Source organism: Kosakonia sp. SMBL-WEM22 (genome assembly GCF_014490785.1).
In the GTDB taxonomy this organism is placed as follows: domain Bacteria; phylum Pseudomonadota; class Gammaproteobacteria; order Enterobacterales; family Enterobacteriaceae; genus Kosakonia.
The window spans coordinates 2,560,281-2,585,285 of the sequence record NZ_CP051488.1 but is presented as its reverse complement, the minus strand read 5'-3'; the positions used below and the strand labels follow the sequence as shown (position 1 = coordinate 2,585,285).

The 25,005-nt window shown below is 54.7% G+C and carries 24 protein-coding genes and 1 other annotated feature (1 of these 25 cut by a window edge); of the genes, 15 read left to right on the top strand and 9 right to left on the bottom strand.

Going from position 1 to position 25,005, the window contains the following annotated elements; all coding sequences use genetic code 11:
• Positions 1-89: a sequence feature (Trp leader region), on the bottom strand; it reaches 7 nt to the left of the window's first position.
• A gap of 160 nt (positions 90-249) precedes the next feature.
• The 3 genes from rnm to rluB all read left to right on the top strand — a co-directional run bounded on the left by rnm (position 250) and on the right by rluB (position 2,743).
• Positions 250-1,131 carry an RNase AM gene (gene rnm / locus HF650_RS12220; protein ID WP_187798914.1) on the top strand — a complete coding sequence of 294 codons (882 nt, stop codon included), beginning with the start codon at positions 250-252 and terminating at the stop codon, positions 1,129-1,131.
• Complete coding sequence (locus HF650_RS12215) at positions 1,128-1,748, top strand: L-threonylcarbamoyladenylate synthase (RefSeq protein ID WP_187798913.1); 621 nt, start codon at positions 1,128-1,130, stop codon at positions 1,746-1,748. The genes rnm and HF650_RS12215 overlap by 4 nt, the downstream gene beginning before the upstream one ends.
• Positions 1,749-1,846: 98 nt before the next feature.
• The gene (gene rluB, locus HF650_RS12210; RefSeq protein ID WP_187798912.1) at positions 1,847-2,743 is read left to right on the top strand and encodes a 23S rRNA pseudouridine(2605) synthase RluB; all 897 of its coding nucleotides are present in this window, start codon (positions 1,847-1,849) and stop codon (positions 2,741-2,743) included.
• Between the two features lie 32 nt (positions 2,744-2,775).
• Here rluB and cobO read toward each other — a convergent pair whose 3' ends face one another.
• Both cobO and HF650_RS12200 read right to left on the bottom strand, forming a co-directional pair.
• Positions 2,776-3,366, bottom strand: coding sequence for a cob(I)yrinic acid a,c-diamide adenosyltransferase (cobO, locus tag HF650_RS12205; RefSeq protein WP_187798911.1), 591 nt, complete (start codon positions 3,364-3,366; stop codon positions 2,776-2,778).
• Positions 3,363-4,118, bottom strand: coding sequence for a YciK family oxidoreductase (locus tag HF650_RS12200; protein WP_187798910.1), 756 nt, complete (start codon positions 4,116-4,118; stop codon positions 3,363-3,365). The genes cobO and HF650_RS12200 overlap by 4 nt, the downstream gene beginning before the upstream one ends.
• Before the next feature lie 226 nt (positions 4,119-4,344).
• Here HF650_RS12200 and sohB point away from each other — a divergent pair, with 226 nt between their 5' ends.
• Entirely contained in the window at positions 4,345-5,391 is a 1,047-nt protein-coding gene (gene sohB / locus HF650_RS12195; protein ID WP_187798909.1) for a protease SohB, read from the top strand.
• 33 nt (positions 5,392-5,424) lie between these two features.
• Here sohB and HF650_RS12190 read toward each other — a convergent pair whose 3' ends face one another.
• Entirely contained in the window at positions 5,425-5,676 is a 252-nt protein-coding gene (locus tag HF650_RS12190) for a YciN family protein (protein WP_187798908.1), read from the bottom strand.
• A gap of 393 nt (positions 5,677-6,069) precedes the next feature.
• On the opposite strand from HF650_RS12190, the gene topA reads away from it, so the two are divergent.
• The 5 genes from topA to acnA all read left to right on the top strand — a co-directional run bounded on the left by topA (position 6,070) and on the right by acnA (position 13,567).
• Entirely contained in the window at positions 6,070-8,667 is a 2,598-nt protein-coding gene (gene topA / locus HF650_RS12185) for a type I DNA topoisomerase (RefSeq protein ID WP_187798907.1), read from the top strand.
• A 181-nt stretch (positions 8,668-8,848) separates the two neighbouring features.
• Positions 8,849-9,823: an HTH-type transcriptional regulator CysB gene (cysB, locus tag HF650_RS12180; RefSeq protein ID WP_023478728.1), complete on the top strand. Its 975-nt coding sequence runs from the start codon at positions 8,849-8,851 to the stop codon at positions 9,821-9,823.
• Positions 9,824-10,138: 315 nt separating this feature from the next.
• Positions 10,139-10,300, top strand: a complete 162-nt coding sequence (locus HF650_RS12175; protein WP_076769923.1) for a YmiA family putative membrane protein — start codon at positions 10,139-10,141, stop codon at positions 10,298-10,300.
• A 309-nt stretch (positions 10,301-10,609) separates the two neighbouring features.
• The gene (gene ymiC / locus HF650_RS25270; RefSeq protein WP_223284150.1) at positions 10,610-10,708 is read left to right on the top strand and encodes a small membrane protein YmiC; all 99 of its coding nucleotides are present in this window, start codon (positions 10,610-10,612) and stop codon (positions 10,706-10,708) included.
• Between the two features lie 183 nt (positions 10,709-10,891).
• Positions 10,892-13,567: an aconitate hydratase AcnA gene (gene acnA, locus HF650_RS12170; RefSeq protein WP_187798906.1), complete on the top strand. Its 2,676-nt coding sequence runs from the start codon at positions 10,892-10,894 to the stop codon at positions 13,565-13,567.
• 33 nt (positions 13,568-13,600) lie between these two features.
• Here acnA and ribA read toward each other — a convergent pair whose 3' ends face one another.
• Positions 13,601-14,188 carry a GTP cyclohydrolase II gene (gene ribA, locus HF650_RS12165; RefSeq protein ID WP_054803444.1) on the bottom strand — a complete coding sequence of 196 codons (588 nt, stop codon included), beginning with the start codon at positions 14,186-14,188 and terminating at the stop codon, positions 13,601-13,603.
• Between the two features lie 194 nt (positions 14,189-14,382).
• On the opposite strand from ribA, the gene pgpB reads away from it, so the two are divergent.
• From pgpB to yciH, 5 genes are all read left to right on the top strand, one after another.
• Positions 14,383-15,147 carry a phosphatidylglycerophosphatase B gene (pgpB, locus tag HF650_RS12160; protein ID WP_187798905.1) on the top strand — a complete coding sequence of 255 codons (765 nt, stop codon included), beginning with the start codon at positions 14,383-14,385 and terminating at the stop codon, positions 15,145-15,147.
• Positions 15,148-15,287: 140 nt separating this feature from the next.
• Positions 15,288-15,596 (top strand): LapA family protein, encoded by a 309-nt coding sequence (locus HF650_RS12155; RefSeq protein WP_187798904.1) that lies wholly within the window; start codon positions 15,288-15,290, stop codon positions 15,594-15,596.
• Between the two features lie 6 nt (positions 15,597-15,602).
• Entirely contained in the window at positions 15,603-16,772 is a 1,170-nt protein-coding gene (lapB, locus tag HF650_RS12150; RefSeq protein ID WP_187798903.1) for a lipopolysaccharide assembly protein LapB, read from the top strand.
• 187 nt (positions 16,773-16,959) lie between these two features.
• Positions 16,960-17,700 carry an orotidine-5'-phosphate decarboxylase gene (gene pyrF, locus HF650_RS12145; RefSeq protein WP_187798902.1) on the top strand — a complete coding sequence of 247 codons (741 nt, stop codon included), beginning with the start codon at positions 16,960-16,962 and terminating at the stop codon, positions 17,698-17,700.
• Entirely contained in the window at positions 17,697-18,023 is a 327-nt protein-coding gene (gene yciH, locus HF650_RS12140) for a stress response translation initiation inhibitor YciH (RefSeq protein WP_187798901.1), read from the top strand. Before pyrF ends, yciH begins: the two co-directional genes overlap by 4 nt.
• A 105-nt stretch (positions 18,024-18,128) precedes the next feature.
• On the opposite strand, the gene osmB is transcribed toward yciH, so the two are convergent.
• The 3 genes from osmB to HF650_RS12125 all read right to left on the bottom strand — a co-directional run bounded on the left by osmB (position 18,129) and on the right by HF650_RS12125 (position 19,633).
• Complete coding sequence (gene osmB, locus HF650_RS12135) at positions 18,129-18,347, bottom strand: osmotically-inducible lipoprotein OsmB (protein ID WP_034812242.1); 219 nt, start codon at positions 18,345-18,347, stop codon at positions 18,129-18,131.
• Between the two features lie 255 nt (positions 18,348-18,602).
• Positions 18,603-19,361, bottom strand: a complete 759-nt coding sequence (locus tag HF650_RS12130) for a DNA-binding transcriptional regulator YciT (protein WP_187798900.1) — start codon at positions 19,359-19,361, stop codon at positions 18,603-18,605.
• Between the two features lie 89 nt (positions 19,362-19,450).
• Positions 19,451-19,633 (bottom strand): hypothetical protein, encoded by a 183-nt coding sequence (locus tag HF650_RS12125; protein ID WP_187798899.1) that lies wholly within the window; start codon positions 19,631-19,633, stop codon positions 19,451-19,453.
• Positions 19,634-19,823: 190 nt separating this feature from the next.
• On the opposite strand from HF650_RS12125, the gene HF650_RS12120 reads away from it, so the two are divergent.
• The gene (locus HF650_RS12120) at positions 19,824-20,693 is read left to right on the top strand and encodes a crotonase/enoyl-CoA hydratase family protein (protein ID WP_187798898.1); all 870 of its coding nucleotides are present in this window, start codon (positions 19,824-19,826) and stop codon (positions 20,691-20,693) included.
• Here HF650_RS12120 and pdeR read toward each other — a convergent pair.
• Both pdeR and HF650_RS12110 read right to left on the bottom strand, forming a co-directional pair.
• Positions 20,690-22,681 carry a cyclic di-GMP phosphodiesterase gene (pdeR, locus tag HF650_RS12115; protein WP_187798897.1) on the bottom strand — a complete coding sequence of 664 codons (1,992 nt, stop codon included), beginning with the start codon at positions 22,679-22,681 and terminating at the stop codon, positions 20,690-20,692. The genes HF650_RS12120 and pdeR overlap by 4 nt on opposite strands.
• 294 nt (positions 22,682-22,975) lie before the next feature.
• Positions 22,976-24,910, bottom strand: a complete 1,935-nt coding sequence (locus tag HF650_RS12110; protein WP_187802673.1) for an exoribonuclease II — start codon at positions 24,908-24,910, stop codon at positions 22,976-22,978.
• Positions 24,911-25,005: the final 95 nt, after the last annotated feature.

Below are 25,005 nucleotides of genomic sequence, written 5' to 3'. Positions count from 1 at the left end.
AGCCCGCTGAAAAAAAGCGGGCTGGTATCGGTATGCTGAATGCGCACGTGATCACAAAGCCCTTAACAGGGGGTGCGCCACCAGCGATTGTTAAAGAGATGTGCATTCATTTTTGCGATACCGTTGTCGAGTGAACTTGCGTACTAGTTAACTGGTTCATGAAAAGAAAGTCAACCATGAATTCAGAAAATGTGTGCTACCCGTTATGATAGGTCACAAATTGCAGTTTGATGAATTAGCGGAGCCGCTTTGAGCGACACGAATTACGCCATTATTTACGATCTTCACAGTCACACGCTCGCCTCTGATGGCCTGCTCTCCCCCGAGGCGCTGGTGCACCGCGCGGTTGAGATGCGCATCGGTACGCTGGCGATCACCGATCACGACACCACCGACGCCATTCCTGCCGCACGCGCTGAAATCGCTCGTGCCGGGCTGGATCTCAATTTAATCAGCGGGGTGGAGATCTCAACGCTATGGGAAAATCATGAGATTCACATTGTTGGGCTCAATATTGATATTGACCACCCGGCGATGCGTGATTTTCTTGAGCAGCAATCACAGCGCCGCACCGAGCGCGCAAAGCTTATTGCCGGGCGGCTGGAAAAAGCGCATATTCCCGGCGCGCTGGAAGGCGCGATGCGTCTGGCGCAGGGGGCAAATGTTACGCGCGGCCATTTCGCCCGTTTTCTGGTTGAGCAGGGCAAAGCAAGCAATATGGCTGATGTCTTCAAAAAGTATCTTGCCCGCGGCAAAACGGGTTACGTTCCGCCTCAGTGGTGTACAATAGAACAAGCCATTGATGTAATTCATCATTCTGGCGGAACGGCGGTAATGGCCCATCCCGGGCGTTATAATCTTTCTGCCAAATGGCTTAAGAGACTGCTGGCGCATTTTGCTCAATGCGGCGGTGAGGCGATGGAAGTCGCCCAATGCCAGCAGGCTCCCAATGAGCGAACCCAGCTGGCGGAGTATGCCCGTCAGTTCGGTCTGTTAGGGTCGCAGGGGTCTGATTTTCATCAGCCCTGTCCCTGGATTGAACTGGGACGCAAACTTTGGCTTCCGGCGGGCGTCGATGGCGTCTGGTCGGCATGGGAGCAGCCGCAGAACGACACAGAGAGGGTTGTATGAGTCAGTTTTTTTATATTCATCCAGATAATCCGCAGCCGCGTCTAATCAATCAGGCCGTCGATATCGTGCGCAAAGGCGGCGTTATCGTCTATCCCACCGATTCCGGCTATGCGCTGGGCTGCAAACTTGAAGATAAAGGGGCGATGGAGCGTATTTGCCGCATTCGTCACCTGCCGGACGGGCATAACTTTACGCTGATGTGCCGCGATCTCTCCGAGCTCTCTACCTATGCTTTTGTGGATAACGTGGCGTTTCGCCTGATTAAAAACAACACGCCGGGCAACTACACTTTTATCCTGAAAGGGACAAAAGAGGTGCCGCGTCGCCTGTTGCAGGAGAAGCGTAAAACCATCGGCCTGCGCGTGCCGTCAAACCCAATTGCACTGGCACTGCTGGAGACGCTCAATGAGCCTATGCTCTCAACGTCGCTGATGCTGCCGGGCAGCGAGTTTACCGAGTCGGATCCTGATGAGATCAAAGATCGCATGGAGAAGCTGGTAGATTTAATTATTCACGGTGGCTATCTCGGGCAGCAGCCGACGACGGTGGTCGATCTGACCGACGACGCGCCGGTGGTGATCCGTGAAGGCGTCGGTGACGTTAGGCCTTTCTTATAGCGGCACAAATCGCTATACTACGCGGCCATTTCAGACGCGGCTTAAGCCGGGCTGATGACCCTATTCGACGCCTGTGAAGGCGACATTAAGGATGCTCGATGAGCGAGAAACTACAGAAAGTGCTGGCGCGGGCCGGCCACGGCTCCCGCCGTGAAATCGAAACTATTATCCAGGCAGGCCGCGTCAGCGTTGATGGCAAAATCGCCACGCTGGGCGACCGCGTCGAGGTCACGCCGGGGCTGAAAATCCGTATCGATGGTCATCTCATTTCGGTGAAAGAGTCCGTCGAACAGATCTGCCGCGTACTGGCTTATTACAAACCGGAAGGCGAGCTCTGCACCCGTAACGATCCGGAAGGGCGCCCGACGGTGTTTGACCGTCTGCCGAAACTGCGCGGTGCGCGCTGGATTGCCGTTGGCCGTCTGGATGTTAACACCTGCGGTCTGCTGCTTTTCACCACCGACGGTGAGCTGGCGAACCGCCTGATGCACCCGAGCCGCGAAGTCGAGCGCGAATACGCCGTGCGCGTATTTGGCGAAGTGGATGACGCGAAGCTGCGCGATCTGTCGCGCGGTGTGCAGCTGGAAGATGGTCCGGCAGCGTTTAAGACCATCAAATTCAGCGGCGGTGAAGGCATTAACCAGTGGTACAACGTTACGCTGACCGAAGGACGCAACCGCGAAGTGCGTCGCCTGTGGGAAGCGGTCGGTGTGCAGGTAAGCCGTCTTATCCGCGTACGCTACGGCGATATTCCGCTGCCGAAAGGGCTGCCGCGCGGCGGCTGGACCGAGCTGGATCTGGCGCAGACCAACTACCTGCGCGAGCTGGTCGGTCTGGAGGCGGAAACGCAATCAAAAGTCGCGGTGGAGAAAGATCGCCGCCGTATGAAAGCGAACCAGATCCGTCGCGCCGTGAAGCGTCACAGCCAGCCTACAGGCGGTAAGCCTGCCGGTGGTAATCGCCGCTCTGGTGGCGGACGCACTAAAAACGATTAATGACAAAGGGGCGTAAGCCCCTTTTTTTATCGCTAATAATCGATGCCGATCTGCGCTTTTACTCCCGCCTCAAACGCATGCTTCACCGGTCTTAACTCACTCACCGTATCCGCCACCTCAAGAATATCGCGATGGCAGCCGCGTCCGGTAATGATAACCGTCTGCATCGGCGGACGGTTTTGCAGGGCGGTTAACACCTTTTCCAGCGGCAAATAGTCGTACGCCACCATGTAGGTCAACTCATCCAGCAGCACCATATCCAGCGTCGGATCGGCCAGCATCCGCTCGGCATGCTGCCACACTTCGAGGCAGGCGGCGGTATCGCTCTCGCGGTTTTGCGTGTCCCAGGTAAAGCCGGTTGCCATTACCTGAAACTCAACGCCCAACGGCTCGAGCAAGTTACGCTCTCCGTTCGGCCAGGTGCCCTTAATAAACTGAATCACGCCCACCTTTTTGCCATGCCCGACGGCGCGCGTGGCGGTGCCGAAAGCCGCGGTGGTTTTGCCTTTGCCGTTGCCGGTGAAGACAATCATAATCCCGCGCTCATCCTGGGCGGCGGCAACCCGTGCGTCGACGTGCTCTTTTATCTTTTGCTGGCGCTGCTGATGACGTTCATCACTCATTGGGCTATCCCCGGTTTGCGTCCCGGTTGCGCATCGAATGTCATGCCGGTTTTGCGGCGGCTGTCGTCACCCATCAGCCACAAGTAGAGCGGCATAATGTCGGCAGGGGTTTTAAGCTTCTGCGGATCTTCCGTCGGGAAGGCGCTGGCGCGCATGCTGGTGCGCGTGCCGCCGGGGTTAATACAGTTGACGCGCAGCCGGTTCTGGTACTCTTCCGCCAGCACCTGCATCATCCCTTCGGTGGCAAACTTTGAGGTGGCATACGCACCCCAGTTGGCGCGCCCCTGGCGACCAACGCTGGATGAGGTAAAGACCAGTGAGCCGCCGTCCGATTTGAGTAATAAAGGAAGCAGCGCCTGGGTGAGGTAGAACGTGGCGTTAACGTTGACCTGTATCACTTCGTTCCAGACAGCCGGATCCTGCTCGCTCATTGGACAGATATCGCCGAGCAGCCCGGCGTTATGCAGCACGCCATCCAGATGGGGAGTGGCGGAGGCGATTTCGCTGGCGAGCTGCTGGCACGCTTCGGGGGTGCAGGTGGCCATATCGAGAATAAACCACTGAGCAGCCTGGCCTTCGTCGTTCACCTGCTGCGCGACGCGGCGCAGTTTCTCTTCATTTCGACCCAGCAGAATCAGGCTGGCGCCGTGGCGGGCGTAGGTTAATGCTGCCTCTTTTCCAATACCGTCGCTGGCACCGGTGACAAGAATGATGCGACCGTTAAGCAGGTCGCGTGTGGGCTGATAGTGCACTCTGTCTCCTCAGGCCGCAGCCTGTAATCACCTTCACGTGTTGGCTTTATGCCTTAAACGTCCGGCTATTTCAATCGGTGAAGGGGAGAGTTACACACCCTTTACCTTAAGGAGTGCTAAAAAATTCAGCTACATGGCGAAGCGCTGCGACGTCTGGCGCGAGACGCGCCCGCAGCGCTCATGTACACTGAGCCGATTATTGAGTGAAGTCACCGAGGTGGTATGCATGGAATTACTCTCTGAATATGGTCTGTTTTTAGCCAAAGTCGCCACCGTGGTGGTGGCAGTAGCAATTATCGCGACACTGATCGTGAATATGCGCCAGCGCAAACGTCAGCGCGGCGAGCTGAAGATCACCCGCTTAAACGAGCACTATAAAGAGATGCAGGAGGAGATGTCCGTCGGCCTGATGGATGCTCACCAGCAGAAGCAGTGGCATAAAGCGCAGAAGAAAAAGCTGAAGGCTGATGCAAAAGCGGCGAAAGCGCAGGCGAAGGCGGGCGTGTCAAAAGATGCGGCGAAACCGCGCGTCTACGTACTCGACTTTAAGGGCAGCATGGATGCCGGTGAAGTACACGGTCTGCGCGAAGAGATCACCGCCGTGCTGAGCGTGGCCACGCCGAACGATCAGGTACTGCTGCGTCTTGAAAGCCCGGGCGGCGTGGTGCACGGATACGGTCTGGCGGCCTCGCAGTTGCAGCGCCTGCGCGATAAGCAGATCCCGCTCACCGTTGCCGTGGATAAAGTTGCCGCCAGCGGCGGGTATATGATGGCCTGCGTGGCGGATAAAATTGTCGCCGCGCCGTTTTCCATCATTGGCTCCATTGGCGTGGTGGCGCAGGTTCCCAACTTCAACCGTTTCCTGAAAAGCAAAGATATTGATATTGAGCTGCATACCGCCGGGCAGTACAAGCGCACGCTGACGCTGCTGGGTGAAAACACGGAAGAGGGTCGACAAAAGTTTCGTGAGAACCTTAATGAAACTCACGATCTCTTCAAAGATTTTGTCAGCCAGATGCGACCACAGCTTGATATTGAGCAGGTAGCGACCGGCGAGCACTGGTACGGTAGCCAGGCGCTGGAGAAGCGGCTGGTGGATGAAGTCGGCACCAGCGATGAGTTATTACTGGGGCTGATTCAGGAACATGAAGCGATTGGTGTGCGTTACCAACAGCGTAAAAAGTTGCTGGAGCGCTTTACCGGTAGCGCGACGGAAAGCGTCGATCATCTGCTGATGCGCTGGTGGCAGCGTGGACAAAAACCAATGATGTAAGCAAAACGCGAGGCTCAGGCCTCGCGTTTTTGTTTAATCGATGAGATGGTACTTTTCAGAAAGTTCATGGGCTAAATATTTGAACATATTAAACACCGCCGTGCTTTTCCCCGTCGGCAGCCCTTGTTCATCCAGATAGTACTCTCCGCTAAATACCAGGACGCCATTACGCTGTGTCACACCGGTGGCCTCAATACCTGCCAGGGTGTCATCATGATTGCGAATTAGCTGATTTGCCAACTCAAGCAGGGACTGACGATCGATAGGTTGAGATGTCTCGCTCATTTTCATTCTCCTCAATTTTTGTCGGAGTTTACTGCTAGCCGCGATGAGGGGCAAATTTTCCCTTGTCTTGTGAGGGGCTTACGGTCTCGTTAACCTGGCGCGAAGCGTTTTTGCATGCTAATAAAGTTGCTTAACAAATTTTATCAGGTACAGTGTGACCCTTTCGTCAATCTGGCAACAGAATTGCTTGACATTCGACCGGATTATCGTCTTGCTATACCACGCTGATATGAAAATGCCTGAAATCTCAGTCACCTGAATACCTCTATTCGCGTGACCGGCGACGTGAAAGGGTTGATATCCATTGACGCTGCCGCAATAGTGACTGTTTATCAGTGGATGTGACGCAATACGCGACGCATTTCCGGAAGAATACAATAGGTAAAGGTGAATATGGGTAAAGCTCTCGTTATCGTTGAGTCCCCGGCAAAAGCCAAAACGATCAATAAATATCTCGGCAATGACTACGTGGTGAAATCCAGCGTAGGCCATATCCGTGATTTGCCGACCAGTGGCTCAGCACCTAAAAAGAGCGCCGACTCCACCGCCACCAAGCCGGCTAAGAAGCCTAAAAAGGATGAGCGGGGCGCGCTTGTAAACCGCATGGGCATCGACCCGTGGCACAACTGGGACGCGCATTATGAAGTGCTGCCCGGAAAAGAGAAGGTGGTTTCCGAGCTGAAATCCCTGGCTGAAAAAGCTGACCACATCTATCTCGCAACCGACCTTGACCGCGAAGGGGAAGCCATTGCATGGCACCTGCGGGAAGTGATTGGCGGCGATGAGACACGCTACAGCCGTGTCGTGTTTAACGAAATTACCAAGAATGCGATTCGTCAGGCCTTTGAAACGCCTGGCGAGCTGAATATCGATCGTGTGAATGCCCAACAGGCGCGCCGCTTTATGGACCGCGTGGTGGGCTATATGGTCTCGCCGCTGCTGTGGAAAAAGATCGCCCGTGGTTTGTCCGCAGGCCGCGTGCAGTCCGTTGCCGTTCGCCTGGTGGTAGAGCGCGAGCGCGAAATCAAAGCCTTTGTCCCGGAAGAGTTCTGGGAGATTGACGCCGCAACGGCAACGCCAGGTGGTGATTCGCTGCCGCTGCAGGTGACCCACGAAGGGGATAAAGCCTTCCGTCCGGTAAACCGTGAGCAGACGATGGCGGCGGTCAGCCTGCTGGAAAAAGCGCGCTATACCGTTATTGACCGTGAAGATAAGCCGACCAGCAGCAAACCTGGCGCGCCCTTTATCACCTCCACGCTGCAGCAGGCCGCCAGTACACGTCTTGGCTACGGCGTGAAGAAAACCATGATGATGGCCCAGCGCTTGTATGAAGCGGGTTACATCACCTATATGCGTACCGACTCCACCAACCTGAGCCAGGATGCGGTCAGCATGGTGCGTAGCTACATCAGCGATAATTTTGGTAAGAAGTATCTGCCAGAAAACGCCAACCAGTACGCCAGCAAAGAGAACTCGCAGGAGGCGCATGAAGCGATCCGTCCTTCCGATGTGAGTGTGCTGGCCGAGTCGTTAAAAGATATGGAAGCGGACGCGCAGAAGCTCTATCAGCTGATCTGGCGCCAGTTCGTTGCCTGTCAGATGACGCCGGCGAAATATGACTCCACCACGCTCACCGTTGGCGCGGGCGATTTCCGCCTGAAAGCGCGCGGACGTATTCTGCGTTTCGATGGCTGGACGAAAGTGATGCCTGCGCTGCGCAAGGGCGATGAAGATCGCACTCTACCGGCGGTTAATAAAGGTGATGAGCTGACGCTGGTTGAGCTGACACCCGCCCAGCACTTTACCAAACCGCCTGCGCGCTTCAGCGAAGCATCGCTGGTGAAAGAGCTGGAAAAACGCGGTATCGGCCGTCCGTCTACCTATGCGTCGATCATTTCGACCATTCAGGATCGCGGCTATGTACGCGTGGAAAACCGCCGCTTCTACGCGGAAAAAATGGGTGAAATCGTTACCGATCGCCTGGAAGAGAACTTCCGCGAACTGATGAACTACGACTTCACCGCGCAGATGGAAGATAGCCTCGACCGCGTCGCTAACCATGAAGCGGAATGGCGTAACGTGCTCGACAGCTTCTTTGGCGATTTCTCGCGTCAGCTGGAGCAGGCTGAACAGGATCCGGAAGAGGGCGGCATGCGCCCGAACCAGATGGTGCTGACCAGCATCGACTGCCCAACCTGCGGCCGCAAGATGGGTATTCGTACTGCCAGCACCGGCGTTTTCCTTGGCTGTTCGGGTTATGCGCTGCCGCCGAAAGAGCGCTGCAAAACCACCATCAACCTGATCCCGGAAAATGAAGTGCTCAACGTGCTGGAAGGCGACGACGCCGAAACCAACGCGCTGCGTGCCAAACGCCGCTGCCAGAAGTGTGGCACGGCGATGGACAGCTACCTGATCGATCCGAAACGCAAGCTGCATGTCTGCGGTAATAACCCGACTTGCGACGGCTACGAGATTGAAGAGGGCGAGTTCCGCATCAAGGGTTATGACGGTCCGATCGTGGAGTGTGAAAAGTGTGGGTCTGAAATGCACCTGAAGATGGGGCGTTTCGGCAAATACATGGCCTGTACCAACGACGATTGCAAAAATACGCGTAAGATCCTGCGCAATGGTGAAGTCGCGCCGCCGAAAGAAGATCCGGTGCCGCTGCCGGAGTTGCCGTGCGAGAAATCAGACGCCTATTTCGTGCTGCGTGACGGTGCGGCAGGTGTTTTCCTTGCAGCTAACACCTTCCCGAAATCGCGTGAGACCCGTGCGCCGCTGGTGGAGGAACTTTATCGCTTCCGCGATCGCCTGCCGGAAAAGCTGCGCTATCTCGCCGATGCGCCGCAGGAAGATCCGAACGGCAACAAAACCATTGTGCGTTTTAGCCGCAAAACTAAGCAGCAATATGTCGCCTCTGAGAAAGAGGGGAAAGCCACCGGCTGGTCCGCTTTCTATATCGACAACAAGTGGACTGAAGCGAAAAAGTAATCGCTATCAAGCACCTACCGAACAGGGCCGGATGATCCGGCCCTTTTTTATTCATCAGTTATTATTCTTAGTTCCTCGCTATACACAGAAGCTATAAATGATATAGTGGTTATAGTTTTTCTCTTTTTTATTATCAAATCGTCTTAAGCGCTCGCCGCTTGCCTCATTCGGATGGTCTGTCATGAAACTACAGCAGCTTCGCTATATTGTTGAGGTGGTCAACCATAACCTCAATGTCTCCTCTACGGCTGAAGGCCTCTATACCTCCCAGCCCGGCATCAGCAAGCAGGTGCGAATGCTGGAGGATGAGCTCGGTATTCAAATTTTCGCCCGTAGCGGAAAGCATCTTACGCAGGTGACGCCAGCCGGGCAGGAGATTATTCGCATCGCACGGGAAGTGTTGTCGAAAGTCGAGGCCATCAAATCGGTTGCAGGTGAGCACACCTGGCCGGATAAAGGCTCGCTCTATGTCGCGACCACGCACACCCAGGCGCGTTATGCGCTGCCTAACGTAATTAAAGGCTTTATCGAGCGCTATCCACGTGTCTCCTTGCATATGCATCAGGGATCGCCGACGCAAATTGCTGAGGCGGTCTCCAAAGGCAATGCCGATTTCGCGATTGCCACTGAAGCGCTGCATCTCTATGACGACCTGGTGATGCTGCCTTGCTACCACTGGAACCGTTCGATCGTGGTGACGCCGGATCATCCGCTGGCGGCAAAGCAGTCCGTATCGATTGAGGAGCTGGCGCAGTATCCGCTCGTTACCTATACCTTTGGTTTTACCGGCCGCTCTGAGCTCGATACGGCCTTCAATCGCGCCGGATTAACGCCGCGTATTGTCTTTACCGCGACAGATGCCGATGTGATTAAAACCTATGTCCGTCTCGGGTTAGGCGTTGGGGTGATTGCCAGCATGGCAGTCGATCCCGTGTCGGACCCGGACCTGGTAAAACTCGATGCCGATGGCGTCTTTAGCCACAGTACGACAAAAATAGGCTTCCGCCGCAGCACCTTCTTACGTAGCTATATGTATGATTTTATTCAGCGCTTTGCGCCGCATTTAACACGCGATGTGGTCGATGCCGCCGTGGCGTTGCGATCGAATGACGATATCGAAGCGATGTTTAAAGATATTAAGCTGCCGCAAAAATAAAACCGCCGGGTATCTTATCGCCCGAAAAGATACCCATAATGCCGTCTAAAGCTAAATTAGAATTATCATTCACTCTGATAAAATCGCTCTGCAGAGTGATTGACGTCACATTTCAAATCCGCACCGTCTCTATTTTGCGACAAACATAGAAACTAAATAGCAACTCTGCAAATTCATTACTTCAATTATTTATTTGTTGTCAAAAGATTAAATCTTTCTTTGGAAATGGTGAGTAAATTCACTGGATTTTCCGCTAAAGTTCTTTTAGGATTTGTCTCATCCCATGATTACTAATACCGATTGTTGGTGCACAGAATGATAAGCGATGTCGATTGTACGAGGTTAGCAATGCCAACAGGAAGTGAAGAGCCGCAAAGGGACCCCGAGCTGAAACGCAAAGCCTGGCTGGCGGTATTTCTCGGCTCTGCCTTGTTCTGGGCAGTGGTTGCGTTACTGGTCTGGAAATTTTGGGGGTAAAATGGCGATAGCAGGCCGATGTGAACCCGTTAAGCGAGTGTGTCAGCTTCGTGACACGCCACCAAAAGCAAAAAACAAAACTGTGACCGCTCTCCCGGCCTCCTGGAAGCTGACGCCGCAGCAGAAAGCTTTTATTGACGAGTTTGCTGAAGACGACATCAAAAAACAATAAATATACCTGCAAGATCAATGTGGGGAATTATCCCGCTATTCATTGACGCGCTCTTTTGTACTCTTTAATTAATACACAGCATAAATGAATTGAGTAAAAACTCAGTTTCGATGAATAGATTCACAGGGTAAATTTTTATGATTAATAATTGCGGTGTGAAATATTGGTCATGGCTTACAGCTTTCTCAGTATCTGCCCTCATCTGGGGTGAACTGGTCTGGCTGGCTCTGCAGTAACGAATTGAAAAACCTCGCTTCCGCGGGGTTTTTTATTATCTACGCCTTCTTCCCGCCCGTAAGATTTTCCCTTTTGTAGCAATTTAGGGTGTTATCAAAACGTTACGATATGTTTGTGTTATCTTTAATACAGACCCTGATAAGCATCAGGGTAAAGCTATCCCTGTTATAAAGGAGGAGCACATGTCGTCGACCCTACGCGAAGCCAGTAAGGACACGTTGCAGGCAGAGAACAAAACGTACCACTACTACAGCTTGCCGCTGGCTGCGAAACAACTTGGGGATATTTCGCGCTTACCGAAGTCCCTGAAAGTATTACTTGAGAACCTGCTGCGCTGGCAGGATGGTGAATCCGTCACCGAAGAGGATATTCAGGCGCTGGCCGGCTGGCTGAAAAATGCCCATGCCGACCGGGAGATCGCCTACCGTCCGGCCAGGGTATTAATGCAGGATTTCACCGGCGTTCCGGCCGTGGTTGATCTTGCTGCCATGCGCGAAGCCGTTAAGCGCCTCGGCGGTGATACCGCCAAAGTGAACCCGCTCTCTCCGGTCGATCTGGTGATTGACCACTCGGTTACCGTGGACCACTTCGGTGATGATGACGCATTTGAAGAGAACGTGCGTCTGGAGATGGAGCGTAACCACGAGCGCTACGCTTTCTTACGCTGGGGTCAGCAGGCTTTTAGCCGCTTCAGCGTTGTGCCGCCGGGAACCGGTATTTGCCACCAGGTCAACCTGGAGTATCTGGGCAAAGCGGTCTGGAGCGAGCTGCAGGATAAAGAGTGGATCGCCTATCCAGACACGCTGGTCGGTACCGACTCGCATACCACAATGATTAATGGTCTCGGTGTGCTGGGATGGGGCGTCGGCGGGATTGAGGCCGAAGCCGCAATGCTTGGTCAACCCGTGTCAATGCTTATTCCCGATGTGGTAGGTTTCAAACTGACCGGCAAATTGGGTGAAGGCATTACCGCGACGGATCTTGTTCTTACCGTAACGCAAATGCTGCGTAAACATGGTGTGGTCGGCAAGTTTGTCGAATTTTATGGCGACGGGCTGGACTCGCTGCCACTGGCTGACCGCGCAACCATCGCCAACATGGCGCCAGAGTATGGCGCAACCTGCGGCTTTTTCCCGATTGACAGCGTCACACTTGGTTATATGCAACTGAGCGGGCGTAGCGAAGAGCAGGTCGCGCTTGTCGAAGCCTATGCAAAAGCGCAGGGGATGTGGCGTAATCCGGGCGATGAGCCGGTCTTCACCAGCACGCTGGAACTTAATATGGGCGATGTTGAGGCGAGCATCGCCGGGCCGAAGCGTCCGCAGGATCGCGTAACGCTCAACGAAGTACCTAAAGCCTTTGCTGCCAGCAGCGAGCTGGAACTTAACACCGCGCAGAAAGATCGCAAACCGGTGGGCTATGTTCACAAAGGCCATCAGTATGAGCTGCCGGACGGGGCGGTTGTGATCGCCGCAATCACCTCCTGTACCAACACCTCTAACCCCAGCGTATTGATGGCGGCCGGCCTGCTGGCGAAAAAAGCCGTTACTCTCGGGCTAAAACGCCAGCCGTGGGTAAAAGCTTCGCTGGCACCAGGATCAAAAGTGGTCTCCGACTACCTGGCGCAGGCACGTTTAACCCCCTACCTTGATGAGTTGGGCTTTAACCTTGTCGGCTATGGCTGCACAACCTGTATCGGTAACTCCGGCCCGCTGCCGGAACCTATTGAGCAGGCGATTCGCGAAGGCGACCTGACGGTGGGCGCGGTGTTGTCCGGTAACCGTAACTTCGAAGGACGTATCCATCCGCTGGTGAAAACCAACTGGCTCGCTTCGCCGCCGCTGGTAGTCGCCTATGCGCTGGCCGGAAACATGAATATCAATCTTGCCAGCGACCCGCTTGGCGTCGATCGCAAAGGCGATCCGGTTTACCTGAAAGATATCTGGCCATCGAGTGCCGAGATTGCGCGCGCGGTAGAACAAGTCTCCACAGATATGTTCCGTAAAGAGTATGCGGAGGTGTTCGAAGGCACCGATGAGTGGAAATCAATTCAGGTTGAGCGCTCCGATACCTACAGCTGGCAGGATGATTCCACCTATATCCGCCTGTCACCCTTCTTTGATGAGATGCTGGCAGAGCCGAAGCCGGTTGAAGATATTCACGGCGCACGCATCCTCGCCATGCTGGGAGATTCGGTGACGACTGACCATATCTCTCCGGCAGGGAGCATCAAAGCGGACAGCCCGGCGGGGCGCTATCTGCAAAGCCACGGCGTAGAGCGGGGCGATTTTAACTCCTACGGTTCGCGTCGTGGTAACCATGAGGTGATGATGCGCGGCACCTTTGCCAATATCCGCATTCGCAACGAGATGGTTCCGGGTGTAGAGGGCGGTATGACGCGCCATCTGCCGGGCAGTGAAGTGATCTCCATCTATGACGCGGCGATGCGTTATCAGCAGGAGGGCACGCCGCTGGCGGTGATCGCCGGGAAAGAGTATGGCTCCGGCTCAAGCCGTGACTGGGCAGCGAAAGGGCCTCGTCTGCTGGGGATCCGCGTGGTGATTGCCGAATCCTTTGAACGTATTCACCGTTCAAACCTGATTGGTATGGGCATCCTGCCGCTGGAGTTCCCGCAGGGCGTGACGCGTAAGACGTTGGGGCTGACCGGGGAAGAGCGGCTGGATATTGCCGATCTGCAGAACATCAAACCGGGCGGCGAACTGCCGGTGACCTTAACGCGCGCCGATGGCACGCAAGAGGTGATTCCGTGCCGCTGCCGTATTGATACCTCGACAGAGCTGACTTACTACCGCAACGACGGCATATTGCACTATGTGATCCGCAATATGCTCAATTAAGCCAAAAGGCCTGCTTCTGCAGGCCTTTTTTTATCACTTCAACAGATGTCCCATCTTTTCTGCTTTCGTATCGAGGTAGTGCTCATTTTTCGGATTGCGTCCCACAATCAGCGGCACACGCTCGACGATATTGATCCCGGCTTCGGTCAAAATCTCTACTTTTTTCGGGTTATTAGTTAACAGACGCACTTCATCCACCGCCAGCAACTTAAACATATCAGCACAAAGGGTGAAGTCACGTTCGTCGGCGGCAAAGCCAAGCTGATGGTTAGCTTCGACAGTGTCATAGCCCTGATCCTGCAGCGCGTAGGCGCGGATCTTATTGAGCAAGCCGATGTTACGGCCCTCCTGGCGATGATAGAGCAGGACACCGCGACCCTCTTCGGCAATGTGATTCAGCGCTGCTTCAAGCTGGAAGCCGCAGTCGCAACGCAGGCTGAATAACGCATCGCCGGTTAAACACTCGGAGTGCACACGTGCGAGAACGGGCAACTGCCCGGAAATATCACCATAAACCAGGGCCACATGATCCTGTCCGGTTGCCAGTTCTTCAAAACCCACCATCAGGAAGTCGCCCCATGGGGTTGGCAGTTTGGCTTCTGCCACACGTTTAAGTTGCATGTGAATCTCCGGATTATTTGGGCGCAGCGCGCACCGTTAACCTGTAAGTTTTCTGAATCGCGCCATTCTGCCACAAGGCCCCCGGCGTCGCCTACATCTGTGCGGTGAATACCGCATAAACGCGCAAATGTGCCGTTTCAGCGAAACTGTCATTTTTCGGTTATGATTGTGTCACTTACGCACAAGGAGATGAGATGCTGTCTATAGCTAAGCGAACAACCGCAGGCGCGGCAATTTTATTGATTATGCCGCTGGCTGTCTGGTTCTCCGGCTGGAGCTGGGAGCCTGGGCAAAACCACTGGTGGCTGCGCGTACTCTTCTGGATGACCGAAACGGTGACACAACCCTGGGGCATTATCACACACGTGGTGCTCTGCGCATGGTTCCTGTGGTGTTTACGTTTTCGCCTGAAAGCCGCATTGATGCTCTTTGTCATTTTAGGCTGCGCTATTGTTGCCGGACAGGGGGTGAAATCCTTCGTCAAAAGTCAGGTGCAGGAGCCACGTCCCTTCGTTCTGTGGCTGGAGAAAGAGCACTCCATCCCAACCGATAGCTTCTACAGCTTAAAACGCAAAGAGCGGGGCGCGCTGGTAAAAGAGCAACTCGCCAGCCAGCATGATATTCCCGCATTTTTACGCCACCACTGGCAAAAAGAGACCGGCTTTGCCTTTCCGTCCGGACACACCATGTTCGCCGCCAGTTGGGCGTTGCTTGGCGTTGGGCTGCTGTGGCCGCGCAGAAGGACGTGGACTATTGTGATTCTGCTCGCCTGGGCGACGAGCGTGATGGGCAGCCGTTTGTTGCTTGGCATGCACTGGCCGCGCGATTTAGCAGTCGCGACGCTTATCTCCTGGATTCTGGTTACGCTGGCGACATGGCTGGCGCAGCGCATCTGCGGGCCGCTTACGCCGCCGACGGAAGAGGTGCCAGAGATAGTCGAGCGCGACAGCGAGACTTGATTTCCATCATTTCGCCCGCAAATCAGAAATTAACATTATGCATTTCCATTTCGCGACGGGCGCTAAAATGGTAGTTTATAAGGCTTGTGGCAATCAGTTGCACATAAATTCATCGCACGAACCACATAACGGGATGTAATGTGAAATATTTACTCATTTTTCTACTGGTGTTAGCGATTTTTGTCGTGTCGATTACGCTTGGTGCGCAAAACGATCAACAAGTCACGTTTAATTATCTCCTCGCACAGGGTGAATATCGCATCTCAACACTTCTGGCCGTACTGTTTGCGACCGGCTTTGCCATCGGCTGGCTGATTTGCGGTCTCTTCTGGTTACGTGTGCGCGTTTCACTCGCACGTGCAGAACGTAAAATTAAACGCCTTGAGCAACAGCTTGCTCCCGCCGCGGACGTTCCGGTTACACCCGGCACGCCGGCGGTGAAGGAATAATATTCTATGCTGGAGTTGCTGTTTCTGTTGTTGCCTGTCGCAGCGGCCTATGGCTGGTACATGGGGCGCAGAAATGCTCAACAAACTAAACAGGATGAGGCTAACCGGCTGTCACGGGAATACGTGGCCGGGGTTAACCTTTTACTGAGCAATCAGCAGGACAAAGCGGTAGACCTCTTTCTCGATATGTTGAAAGAGGATACCGGCACGGTTGAGGCACACCTTACACTCGGAAATCTGTTCCGTTCACGCGGCGAAGTTGACCGCGCTATCCGCATCCATCAAACCCTGATGGAGAGCGCCTCCCTCTCTTACGATCAGCGCCTGTTAGCGGTGCAGCAGCTTGGCCGCGATTATATGGCGGCCGGCATGTACGATCGCGCCGAAGATATGTTTAACCAACTGGTGGATGAGACCGATTTTCGCGTCAGCGCCCTGCAACAGTTACTGCAAATTTATCAGGCGACCAGCGAGTGGCAGAAAGCGATCGATGTTGCCGAGCGGCTGGTGAAGCTGGGTAAAGAGAAGCAGCGCGGTGAAATTGCCCACTTCTACTGCGAGCTTGCACTGCAGCAAATGGGTAACGAAGATATGGATCGTGCCATGGCGCTGCTGAAGAAGGGCGCTGCTGCCGACCGTGACAGCGCGCGCGTCTCTATCATGATGGGGCGCGTCTTTATGGCAAGTGGTGATTATGCCAAAGCGGTGGAGTGTCTGCTTAAGGTGATCGATCAGGATAAAGACCTGGTTAGCGAAACGCTGGAGATGCTGCAAACCTGCTATCTGCAACTGGGTAAAACCGATGAGTGGGCGGCTTTCCTGCAACGTTGCGTTGAGGAAAACACAGGTGCCGCCGCCGAGCTGATGCTGGCGGAGATCGTTGAGTGTCGGGAGGGGGCAGATGCCGCGCAGGGTTACGTTACGCGCCAACTGCAGCGCCACCCGACCATGCGTGTGTTCCATAAACTGATGGACTACCACCTCAATGAAGCGGAAGAGGGGCGTGCGAAAGAGAGCCTGATGGTGCTGCGCGAGATGGTGGGCGAGCAGGTACGCAGCAAGCCGCGCTATCGCTGCCATAAATGCGGTTTTACGGCGTATACCATGTACTGGCACTGCCCATCCTGCCGCGCCTGGTCGACAGTTAAACCAATTCGCGGTCTCGACGGACAGTAATTTTTTAAAAACAGCTATTTTAGTTACAACATACTTTTGAATTGTTTACAGACGGTTTCATCAACACCTGTGCGGTCAGCGCTTTGCAGGCAAGGGAAACTGTCATTTCACTCGCGGCGCAGGTAGAATGCTGCCCGTTTATCCATTTTGCGCCTGAGCGGGTGCCCTCATTTCAGAAGGTCTGATCATGACGTCCACTGCTTTATCGACTCCCCGCGCGGCTACCGACTCTCCGGTAGTTGTCGCTCTCGATTACGCCAACCGCGATAACGCCCTGGCTTTTGTAGACCGCATCGATCCGCGCGATTGCCGCCTGAAAGTGGGCAAAGAGATGTTCACGCTCTTCGGGCCGCAGTTTGTGCGCGAGCTGCAGCAGCGCGGTTTTGATATCTTTCTCGATCTCAAATTCCACGACATTCCCAATACCACAGCGCACGCGGTGAAAGCGGCAGCGGATCTCGGCGTCTGGATGGTTAACGTCCACGCTTCGGGCGGCGCGCGCATGATGACCGCAGCCAAAGAGGCGCTGCTGCCGTTTGGCGCGGACGCACCGCTGCTGATTGCGGTTACGGTGTTAACCAGTATGGAAGCGAGCGACTTGCTGGATCTTGGGATTACCGCCACACCTGCGCAGCACGCCGAGCGCCTGGCGCGTCTCACACAGCAGTGCGGGCTGGATGGTGTTGTCTGCTCGGCGCAGGAAGCGGTGCGTTTCAAAAGCGAGCTTGGGCACGCATTTAAACTGGTCACGCCGGGTATCCGCCCGCAGGGCAGCGACGCAGGCGATCAGCGCCGGATTATGACGCCGGAGCAGGCACTGCAGGCCGGTGTCGATTATATGGTGATTGGCCGTCCGGTTACGCAATCTGCCGATCCGGCGCAAACCCTGAAAGCAATCAACGCCTCGTTAGGCAAGGGGAGAGCATGAGCGATAATAACAGCCGTCTGGTCTACTCCACCGAAACCGGGCGCATCGACGAAGAGAAAAGGCCCGTAAAGCGCCCAAAGGGCGACGGCATTGTGCGCATCCAGCGCCAGACCAGCGGCCGTAAAGGCAAAGGCGTCTGTTTAATCACCGGCATCGATCTTGATGACGACGCGCTAATTAAATTGGCGGCGGAGCTAAAGAAGAAATGCGGTTGCGGCGGGGCGGTGAAAGAGGGCGTTATTGAGATTCAGGGTGATAAACGCGATCTGCTTAAAACACTGCTGGAAGCAAAAGGCATGAAAGTAAAACTTGCCGGTGGCTAAAAAGAAAGGCCGCGTTATTCACGCGGCCTTTTATTTACCTATTTTTTAAATCAGACCTGAAAGAAAGTAGATTTCTTGATATTTATTTGCCGTAGTACCGACTAATTATTTGCCGACCTGATGGCCAATAATACCGCCGACTGCCGCGCCACCCAGCGTGCCGAGCGTGCTACCGTCTGTTAATACAGCACCACCAAGCGCACCCGCACCCGCACCAATCGCGGTGTTACGAGAACGTTTATCCCAGTGACCACAAGCACTCAGAGACATTGCAAGGGTAACTGCCAGTACTGCCGCGGCCATTTTTTTACTTGTTAACATCATCATACTTTCTCCTGAATAATCGATTCACGGAACCAGAGGCTCTCTAAGTATAGTCTTAGAAATAAACTCAAAGATCTTCCGTGAAACCTTGCTGCGCAGGGGAAATGCAATCACCTGAGTGATAATTACTCCCTGTTATATCGCTGATAATAATTTTACGCAGCGGCACGCAACAAACCAGGTAAAAACTCTTAATAAAATGCTCAGAATCGTCTCAGAAAAGAGAGAGATAGCCCGCCTTAGCGGGCGAAGGGATTAGACGTTGGCTGGGCTTTGAACAATATCGACAATCAGACCCGCTTCTGTGAGCTGATGCAGCGCCTCGCTGGATATCGCGTCGTCGGTAATGACGCGCTGAAAGCAGTCAACTGGACCGAGCGTATAAGGGTGTACCACGCCAAATTTCGAGCTGTCTGTCAGCACTATCGCCTCGCTGCCTTTTTCCAGCACCGCATTTACTACATCGGTGCGCATCATGTCGCGCCCGGTAAAGCCCGTTTCCGGCTGCCAGCCATCAATGCCGATAAAGGCTTTACTGAAATGTACCTGCGAAATGTACTGGCGCGTCAGTGGCCCCACCATGCTTTCACTCTTTTTCTGGTAAATACCGCCGAGCAGAATCACTTCACACTGCGCTGATTTAAGCAGATGGGCGATGTAACTGCTGACGGTAATGATGGCGATATCCCGCTGCTCGCCAAGCTTGCGGGCGAGGAGGGCGTTACTGCTGCCGTTCTCAATAAACACCGTTTCGCCAGCGCTCACCAGCGAGGCGGCAAAGTCAGCCAGTTCGCGCTTGACGGCATAGTTAGTCAGCATCCGCGTTTCGACATCTTCGCTGTCGAGCGGCACGGCAAACCCATGGGTGCGACGTAAATAGCTCTGCTTCTCCAGCGTGTTGAGATCCTGGCGAATGGTTACTTCAGAAACGCCGGTCATGCGGGCAAGATCGGCAACGCTCATCTGGCCTTTATCAATAACCGTTTGTAAAATAAGTTGTTGTCGGGAATTCATAGCCACACTTTGTTATCGTTCACGCAAATAGAAATCGCCACGACTGCGGTGGCATTCCCGGCTGCCGCGTCATGGCGAAAAGAGATTACTTAAATTTCCCAGGGCGTTTTTGTCGAGCCTGAGTGGGGAGGCTGGTCACTGTTATCGAGATCCCGTAGCTCCGTCTTCAGAATTTCAAGATTGCGGATAGCGGACTGATAATCCCCGGCCACCAGAATATCAAGCACGGTATCGATCCGGCCAGCCAGCTGCTTCACATCGATCTCTGCCATACTCTCACCTCTGTGTCGAAAAACGAATAAATTCAATGATGCAGAAAAGCATCGAAAAAGAGAAGGGAAAAAACCACATCTCAAGCGCTTCTCTAGATGAAGTATATATTCATCATCCCACCCGTGGTCGGTTAATACCGTGACGTAGTCTTTGCAGGCGCGCAATGCGCACTATCTGGAGGAATACGCAATGACGATAAGTAATCAACCGACCTGCAAACTCTTTACTGATGAACAACGTTTCACGCAACTCTCAGGTTTTTATGAAGAGGAGCGGCGCACCGTGTGGATGATGCTGCGCGCCAGACCGCGCCCCTGCTTCAACCACCAACTGATTGAGGAGATCATGAATCTCTCCTGGCAGGTTAAACAGAGCGGATTTGCCGTCGATTTCTGGGTCACCGGCTCGCTGGTGCCCGGTATGTTCAACACCGGCGGCGATCTGCACTTTTTTGTCGAGTGCATCAAAAACGGGCGGCGCGAAGCGTTGCGTGCTTATGCCCGCGCCTGCGTCGATTGTGTGCATGCTGCTTCACGCGGTTTTGATACCGGCGCAATTTCGTTGGCAATGATTGAAGGGAGCGCGCTCGGTGGTGGGTTTGAAGCGGCGCTGGCACACCATTTTGTGTTGGCGCAACGCGATGCGCGCCTCGGTTTCCCGGAGATTGCCTTTAACCTCTTTCCCGGCATGGGGGCCTACTCACTCGTCACGCGCCGCGCAGGGATGAAACTGGCGGAAGAGCTTATCTATAAAGGGGAGTCCCATTCGGCAGAGTGGTATGCGCCAAAAGGGCTGGTCGATATCGCGTTTGAAGAGGGGCAAGGCTTTATCGCCGTACGTACCTTTATCGATACGCTGCAACCGCGCCTTAATGGTGTGCGTGCCATGCTCAGGGCGCGCCAGCGCGTGCTGCAACTGCCGCGCAGTGAGCTAATGGATATCACGGAAGATTGGGTCGATGCTGCCTTCTACCTGCAAGCGAAAGATATCGCCTATATGGAGCGCCTGGTGCTGTTGCAAAACCGCCACACGGCGGTTGCCCTCAGTAAAGCAGGCTAACGCGCCTTGCGTAGCTGGTAGCGTGTAAACCAGCGTTCAAACGCGGCAGCGGGCATCGGTTTGGCAAACAGAAACCCCTGCCGCTCATGGACGCCATTGCCAGTCAAAAACGCATCCTCCTCTTCACTCTCCACCCCTTCGGCAATGACCTGCAAATTAAGCGCCGCCGCCACCGCGACGATTGCGCGCACCAGCGATTGTGAAATCGGTTGTCGGTGAATATTACGCACGAAGCTCTGATCAAGTTTGATGGCGTTGAGGGGAAAGCGCGCCAGTTGTGAGAGAGATGAGTAACCAGTACCAAAGTCATCCAGATGCACCTGCGCCCCCAGCGCACTGAACTGCTGGATCACCGAGAGCGCCAGCGCTTCGTTTTCAATAATGCAGCTTTCAGTCAGTTCGACATCAATCGGGCAGTCAGCAAAATGCAACTCGCTGAGGGCGCGTTTCAGATCGCTGAAAATGGTTTGATCGGCGAGCTGGCGCGCAGAGACATTTACCGCCACGCGCAGGTGAATCCCCCGAGCGCGCCATTCTGCCACCTGACGTACCACATCCAGCATCACCCAGCGGCCAAGCGGCACAATCAGGCCGGACTCTTCGGCGTAGGAGATAAAATCGAGCGGCGGAATCAATCCACGCTCAGGCGACCGCCAGCGTACCAGCGCTTCCAGGCTTCGCACTTCGCCGTCCCGGTTTACTTTAGGCTGGTAGTGAATCACCAACTGCTCTTTATCCAGGGCCTTGCGCAGGTTGGTATCGAGCCAAAGGTACTCAAACACCCGCTGGTTCATCTCGGCGCAAAACACGCAAAACTTGCCGCGACCGCTCTCTTTAGCGGTGTACATCGCAGTATCGGCATTGCGGATCAGGTTTTCGCGATCGTTTCCATGTTCTGGGGCGAGGGCAATACCAATCGAGCAGCCGGAGTAAATTTCAATTAACCCAATGCGAAACGGCGCACGCAGCCGGCACAAAATGCGCGACGCCATCGCTTCCAGCGCCATTTGCGAAGTGTTGGCCGCCAGCACGATAAACTCATCCCCGCCAAGACGCGCCAGCACCTGGCCCTCATCAAGACAGCCTAATATGGCCAGCGCAACGGCCTGCAGCAGCTGGTCGCCAAACATGTGCCCATAGGCATCGTTCACTTTTTTGAAGTTATCGAGATCGAGATAGACCACGCCGACCTGCGTGTCACCGCGCGTGGCAATGGCATCGCTGATGCGGTCCTGGATCGCGTTGCGATTGGGCAAACCGGTCACGGTATCGGTATTTGCCAGCACCCGGAGCCGCTCCTGGGCGTGGCGCTCCTCGGTAATGTCGGTGCCGGAGCAGATGAGGTAAACCTCGTTTTTACCGCTGCCGCTGTGGACAAATTTATTGCGGAAGATAAAGAGCCGCTGGCCTTTGCGCGTCTTTACCCAGCGCTCCACTTCATAAGAAGAGCCATCGCGGAAAAACTGGGTGATGTTGCGCTTCGAGGCCGCCGCTTCACTGCGGCTCATAAACAGCTTGAAGACGTTTTGCCCAATCACCTCATGCTCTTTCAGGCCGGTGTACTCCTCGCTGAGTCGGTTGAATCGCTGGATATTACCCAGCCGATCGAGGATCACAATCACCGAATTCGCTTCCGACACCACTTGCTCGGCAAAAGAGAGCCCCTGCACCAGATCGCGGGCGACAGCCTGGGTATCGTCCCACGCCGATGCGCTGCCTGCCCAGGCGCTACGCGAAATTTTGCGCCCGACCAGGTGAACCGTCACCTCTTCGCCAAACAGGGTGATGTGCATGGCCAGGCTGGAGGTGATTACCGTCATCGCACGGATTTGCGCCGCCTGTTCATCTGTCAGCGCGACCACCTGTGTCGTATCGGCATGCTCTTCAGGGGCGAAATGCAGGGCGTTGCTGTCAGCCGTAAGCCGCCAGTAAGGAGTGTGTGAACCCAGATAGCGAAACAGCACGCTCTGTTCCTGCGTCTCTCTCATGCATTCTCCCAACCTACCCGTAACAGCACGGGCACCTGTTGATGACCGACAACCGCCATTAATGAGAGGGGCGGTTCTCCGTTAACGTATTGTTTTTATAGGAGTGGTGAGCAAAGCGTTACCTGGCGTGAAAAGCGAAGACGGCTGCCGCACACAAATGTGGGCGGTAAACAAACCGCTGCCTGATGAGAAGTGTGGTCGGTTTTCGCTATTTGTGGGAGGGAAAGTGCTTAAAAATGCGCAATATATCGGCAGAAAAGCGCTCCCTCCTGGGCGGGAAGGAGCGTAGAAGCGTTACATCACCGGACGGGCGATCACGCTGCGGGTTTCCATCCGCACTTCGGCGATGGTGACATCAATAACATCCGTCACTTTAAACACGACTTCGCCTTTGATCTGCACGGTGCCGCTCTCCTGGCTGCACACCAGCTCATCACGCACGGCATGAATAAACGGGGCTGGGATAAAGGCGACCGCACCGTTATCCACCAGACGAACGCGCATGCCGCCGCGGCTGACATCAATGATCTCTGCTGCAAAACGGGTTTCGGTGCCGGCTTTATCCTGCAGGAAACGGGCATACAGCCAGTCGCCGACATCGCGCTCGGCCATGCGGTTCAGGCGACGGCGTTCCGCCATCTGCACGGTGGTCTCATCCTGCGGACGTACCGGGGTGTCACCTTTGATGATCGCTTTTAGCAGGCGGTGGTTGACCATATCGCCATACTTACGGATCGGCGAGGTCCAGGTCGCGTAAGCATCCAGGCCCAGACCGAAGTGGGGGCCTGGATTAATGCTGATTTCGGCGAAAGACTGGAAGCGGCGAATGCGGCTATCGAGGAAGCCGGAAGGCTGCGCGTCGAGTTCACGGCGCAGCTTACAGAAGCCTTTCAGCGTCAGCACCTCTTCAGCGTTTACTTCAATGCCGTGGGTTTTCAGCATTGCCACCAGCTGCTCGCTGTTCGCCGGGTCGAAACCTAAATGGACGTTATAGATACCAAAGCCCAGCTTGTCACGCAGCACGCGCGCGGCGCAAATGTTGGCGGCAATCATCGACTCTTCAACAATGCGATTGGCGATGCGGCGCGGTTCGGCAACGATATCGAGCACTTCGCCTTTTTCACCCAGTACAAAGCGGTAATCCGGGCGATCTTTAAACACCAATGCATGGGTCTGGCGCCACTGGCTACGTAAATCACAGGCACGTTTCAGTAGATGAATCTGCGAGGCGATGGCGTCATTAACAGGCTGCCACTCACCGCTATTTTCCAGCCAGTCAGAGACATCGTCATAGGCCAGTTTGGCTTTTGATTCGATGGTGGCGGCGAAAAACTCAATGTTCTCTTCAATGGTGCCATCGCTGTCCAGCGTCATGCGGCAGACCAGCGCCGGACGCACTTCGTTAGCGCGCAGAGAGCAAAGATCGTCAGAGAGTTCGCGCGGCAGCATCGGAATGTTGAAGCCCGGCAGGTAGTTGGTGAAGGCGCGAATTTTCGCGGCATCGTCAAGCTTGCTGCCTTCAGCAATCCATGCGGTAGGATCGGCAATCGCCACGGTCAGCTGCAGCTTGCCATCGGCCAGCTCTTCGGCGTAGAGCGCATCATCCATATCTTCGGTGCTGGCGCTGTCGATGGTGACGAAATCAAGCGCGGTCAAATCCACGCGCTGCAGGCCATCATCAAGCATCTCAGTCGCCACGCCGTTCGGTGCCTCTTTCTCGAGGTTGTGACGGGCAAGCGTCACCCACCACGGCACAAAGTGGTCGTCGGAGAAGGTGATAAATTGCGTGAGTTCCGCGTAGAAGCCGCGATCGCCTTTCAGCGGGTGACGGCGCATCTCGGCAACCGCCCAGTCACCCTCTTTAAAATCATGCTCCACGCCGCGCGCTGCGCGACAGGGGATGGAGTCTTTGAGTAAAGGATGATCCGGCACAATCGACAGGCGGTCATCTTTCTTGTGCACTTTGCCCACGAAACGGGTGAGGAAAGGTTCAACCAGCGTTTCCGGCTCCGCGCTTTCGCGCTCTTTTTCCGTGTGAATAACGGCAACAATGCGATCGCCGTGCATCACTTTTTTCATCTGCGGCGGCGGGATGAAATAGCTTTTTTGAGCATCGACTTCCAGAAATCCGAAGCCTTTTTCGGTGCCTTTAACAACACCTTCTGCACGCGGTGTCTGAGAGTGGAGCTGCTGTTTAAGCTGCGCGAGCAGCGGGTTATCCTGGAGCATAATCATCTATTTTCGTGGCTAAAAGAGCGGCTGACAGTTTTACGCGATTCCGCCTGTTGCAGCAAGCGCTGTTTCAGCAAAATCTCTCTGCGCGC